General features: G+C 67.0%; 4 protein-coding genes. All 4 read left to right on the forward strand.

The annotated features are described in order from the left end of the window. Window positions 1–96: 96 nt before the first annotated feature. Window positions 97–1,074, forward strand: a complete 978-nt coding sequence (locus ADL34_RS28590; RefSeq protein ID WP_267891524.1) for a DUF4238 domain-containing protein — start codon at window positions 97–99, stop codon at window positions 1,072–1,074. Between the two features lie 208 nt (window positions 1,075–1,282). Then, a complete protein-coding gene (locus ADL34_RS28595; RefSeq protein WP_062673887.1) occupies window positions 1,283–1,474 on the forward strand; it encodes a hypothetical protein in 192 nt (63 codons plus the stop codon). Between the two features lie 264 nt (window positions 1,475–1,738). Next, entirely contained in the window at window positions 1,739–2,215 is a 477-nt protein-coding gene (locus ADL34_RS28600; RefSeq protein WP_062673889.1) for a hypothetical protein, read from the forward strand. Window positions 2,216–2,334: 119 nt separating this feature from the next. Beyond that, window positions 2,335–4,331: tetratricopeptide repeat protein (locus ADL34_RS28605; protein ID WP_063892372.1), on the forward strand; the 1,997-nt coding region annotated here is incomplete at its 3' end.

The following is a 4,331-nucleotide window of genomic DNA, read 5'->3' on the forward strand; positions in this document are numbered from 1 at the left end:
TTATCTAGGGTTGTCAAGCGAACCTGCTCGTAGCTGGCCGGCAAGCCTGTAAGGCACATGAGGCATGTTCGAGCGCGAAAGGCGTACCGTCTGCCTATGGGAGAGTCCCCTGGGCGACGGTCGTCGAGCCGCCGGCACCACACAGTGCCCCGGTTCTACTTGAAGCGGTTCGCCAACGCGGACGAGCGGATCATGCGCGTACCTCTCGGCGGCGAGCGAGCTCCTCGCCCGTGCGGCGTAAAGGACGTCGCGGTGCATAACGATTTCTACTCATACCCCGGTGACAGCGGACAGCTGGATGACTCTGTTGAGATCGCACTCTCCAAGCTGGAAGGGGATGCCGCCCGTGTGCTCCGGATGGTGGTCGAAGAAGACTGCTGGCCGCTGCCAGGACCCGAACGAAAGATCATGGCAGGTTGGACCGCTGCTCAGTACCTGCGGGTTCCGGCCAGGCGGCAGGCTGCCAATGAGATGTTCGACGACCTGACGAAGATCACGTTGGCGGTCGGAGGGAAGCCGGAGCTACGTAAACGACTCGAAGTGGAATCTGGAGGACCTGTCTCTGACGAAGAGGTCGAGCGGAAGTGGGCTGAGAAGACCGACTTCTCCAGCTACACGGCGAAGGCCCCGGTTCTGCATCACTTAGCGAGCATGGCAAGCGGCATCCCGACGGCAGCTGATGTCCTGATGCAGCGCGGTTGGGTGCTGTACCGCTTCAAACGCAAAGCGTTGATCACGTCGGACCACCCCGTGACCCTCGTGCGCGACCCTAGGACACCGACTTGGCTGGGTGTGGGGCTGGCGACGGCGCATGCGGTCGTGATCCCACTCGACAGGCGGGTGGCGCTCATGATGTCGACCCCCGGAATTCCGGACCGCGTGAAGCCGCCAAGTGCAGCCTTGGCTTGGGACTTCAACCAACGGTCCGCCTATAGCGCGCGGTCTGCGGTCTTCCACCATCCGGACGACACGCCTCTGGTCGGTGTGGAGTTGCCTCCCAAGCGGACGCGAGAGATGTGGTCCAGCCACAATCCGGAGGACTTCATCCGGCCGGAATCCCCTCCTGGCGCATGATCCCGGCAGCGAACCTGCACGACAGCCAGGCACTGATCCCCATGGTCCACGGCTGGTCCTCCGCCGCCGCAGGATCCGGAGTTCGCGGTGAGCGTCGACGACGGCGCACGAGGCCCGCTACAGGCCCCAGGCACGGCGGAAGGCCGTGAGACAGCCGACCGAGGTCCAGGGGCTGAGGGACAACGCGTGACGGGCGTCCACGAGCTTCGTGAGCGACCTGCCGCCCGCGTCGGGCCGCTCGGCCTCCTGGAGGCGTTTCGAGTCCAGGGTGGACCCGAAGAACCTGCTCGCCGCGGCCCAGGGGGTCGGCGACGTGACCGGCAAGGACGGCGTGGCACTGGTGCACACGTTGGGCTACGACAACTCCGGCGTGCGGAACACGCTCGTCGCGACGACCTGATCCCCCATGTCAGAGCCGTGATCACGGCGGGAGACGGTTCTAGCCTCGCGCTTTCACGGGGGCGGGCTGTCCGGCAGACAGTCAGGAAAGCAGAAGTGTATCTGACCAGCAAAAATGAGGGCTTTCTATGGCCTTGTGCCCGGTGGAACCAGAGCGGCACCCGTCGGGCGGCGCGCGGGGGTGTTCTCGCGGGGCGCGTCGTGCAGGGCATCTCGAACAGCGTTACGGTTTTAAGAAGGGCCACTCAGATGAGGAGGCCAAAAGATGCTGATGGAGGCGCTGGCACCGCTGGCTGCGGCTGGCGGCACCGCAGTGGTGCAAGCTGCGGGGACAGATGCATGGAACGGGTTTCGGCAGGCGGTAGCGCGCTGGTTCGGACAGGGCGACGCCCAGCGGGAACAGGCAGCACTGGATCGCCTTGACCAGACCGCAACTGCTCTGCAGACCACCGACCCGGCCGAGGCGGAACGGATGTGGATCAGCCAGGAGGTCTCCTGGCAGGCTCGCGTCGAGACCGTCCTGGAGGATCTGGACGAGGCAGAGCGCGACCGCGCCGCCGACCAGCTGCGCGATTTGCTGGCCGAGTACGTCCCGCAGATCGGGGTGGCGGTAGGGCAGGGCGGACTGGGCGCCGGCCGCGACGTGAAGATTCACGCCAGGGACAACTCCATCGCGGCCGGGGTACTCCACGGGGGTGCACGCATTGGCCCCCCTCCGACGCCGGATCCGCCCCAAGGCTGAGCGGACCGGCTACTCTCTCTCCCGCCCCAGGGCCCAACGGCGGGCCGGGAAGCGTCAACGCCTTCGATCACAGCATTGCCGCCGGTGCGATCAACTATCACGCCGCACCGCGTCCCCCCGTGACCTGGCCGCACCAGGTCGGTGTGCTACCCCGCCAGGCCGACTCCTTCCAGGACCGCGGCACCGCCCAGCAGCTGAAGCACGCGGTGGACAGCGGCGGCACCGCGGTGCTGAGTCAGGTGATGGCCGGCATGGGCGGAGTCGGCAAGACCCAGCTCGCCGCCCACCACGCACGCACCCTATGGCAGACCGGGCAGCTGGACCTGCTGGTTTGGGTCACCGCCGCCTCACGCGACGCGATCGTCGCAGGCTACGCCCAAGCCGCGGTAGAGGTACTCGGCGCCGACCCCACCACCCCCGAGGTCGCTGCTCGCGAGTTCCTGGCTTGGCTAGAACCGAAACCCGGCACCACGTGCCGCTGGCTGGTGGTTCTCGACGACCTTGCCGACCCTGTTGACCTTCGCGGCTTGTGGCCCCCCGCTAGCCCCCACGGTCGCACCCTGGTCACCACCCGCCGCCGCGATGCCGCCGTCACCGGACATGGCCGTCGCTTGGTGCGGGTGGGCTTGTTCACCGAGAGCGAGGCCACCGCCTACCTCACCACGGCCTTGGCCGCGCACGACCGTCATGAGCCTGCCGACCAACTCGTCGGCCTCGCCCACGACCTCGGACTCCTGCCGCTGGCGCTTTCCCAGGCCGCCACCTACCTCATCGACGTTGGCCTGGACTGTGCTACCTACCGACACCAGTTGACCGACCGAGGGCGCGCCCTCACCAACTTGCTACCCGATCCTTCCGGGTTGCCCGACGATCAACCCACCGCCGTCGCCGCCACCTGGTCGCTGTCCCTGGATCGCGCCGATCAGCTCTCGCCTATGGGCCTCGCTCGCCCAATGCTGCAGCTAGTAGCCGTGCTCGACCCCAATGGCATCCCCATGCCCATCCTCGCTAGCCCACCTGCCCTTGCCTATATTTCTCAGCACCGCACCGTTGCTGCTGTCAGGGAGGCCACAGCTCAGGACGCCACAGGTGCGCTGCGGGCACTGCATCGGCTAAGCCTGGTCGACCATGTTTCTGACACCCCCCACCCAATGGTCCGCGTCCACCAACTCGTCCAACGTGCAGCCCGCGATGCGCTTGCCCGCCAGGAACGCAGCAAGACCGCCTGGGCAGCCGCCGATGCCCTAGTCGCCGCTTGGCCGGACACCGAGAGGGACACTGCCCTAGCCCAGGCGCTGCGCGCCAACGCCGAAGCGCTTAGGCGCCAGGATGAAGAGTCCCTGTACCAAGCCGATGAGGCTCACTTGGTGCTCTTCCGCTCCGGCCGGAGCCTCGGCGAGGCAGGTCAGGTCACAGCCGCCGTCCGGCACTTCGAGCAACTGGCAAGCGTTGCTCACATCTGTCTGGGCCCAGACCATCCTGAGACCCTGATCGCCCGGAACCAGGTCGCCATGTGGCGGGGGGAAGCGGGGGATGTTGCTGGTGCTGTCACGGCCTACGAGGAACTGCTGGCCGACCGGCAGCGGGTGCTGGGCCCGGAACACCCAGACACCCTCGTAACCCGGCACAACCTCGCCGACTGGAGGGGTGAGACCGGGGATGCGGCGGGTGCTGTCACAGCCCTAGAGGAGCTGCTGCCAGAGATGGGGCGAGTGCTGGGCCCAGAACACCCAGAAACCCAGACCGTCCGGCACACCCTTGCCAGCTGGCGGAGTGAGGCGGGGGATGATGCGGGTGCTGTCACGGCCTACGAGGAACTGCTGGCCGACCGGCAGCGGGTGCTGGGCCCGGAACACCCAGACACCCTCGCAACCCGGCACAACTTGGCCGATTGCCAGGGAAGGGCGGGGGATGCTGCGGGTGCTGTCACGGCGTTGGAAGAACTGCTGGCCGGTTGGGAGCGGGTGCTGGGCCCAGAGCACCCAAGAACCCTCAACACCCGTCTGAATCTTGCCTACTACAGGGGAAGGGCGGGGGATGCTGCGGGTGCTGTCACGGCGTTGGAAGAACTGCTGGCCGACCGGCAGCGGGTGCTGGGCCCAGAACACCCAGACAC

Origin of the sequence: Streptomyces sp. NRRL WC-3605, from assembly GCF_001509795.1 — a bacterium.
Classification (GTDB): domain Bacteria; phylum Actinomycetota; class Actinomycetes; order Streptomycetales; family Streptomycetaceae; genus Streptomyces; species Streptomyces viridochromogenes.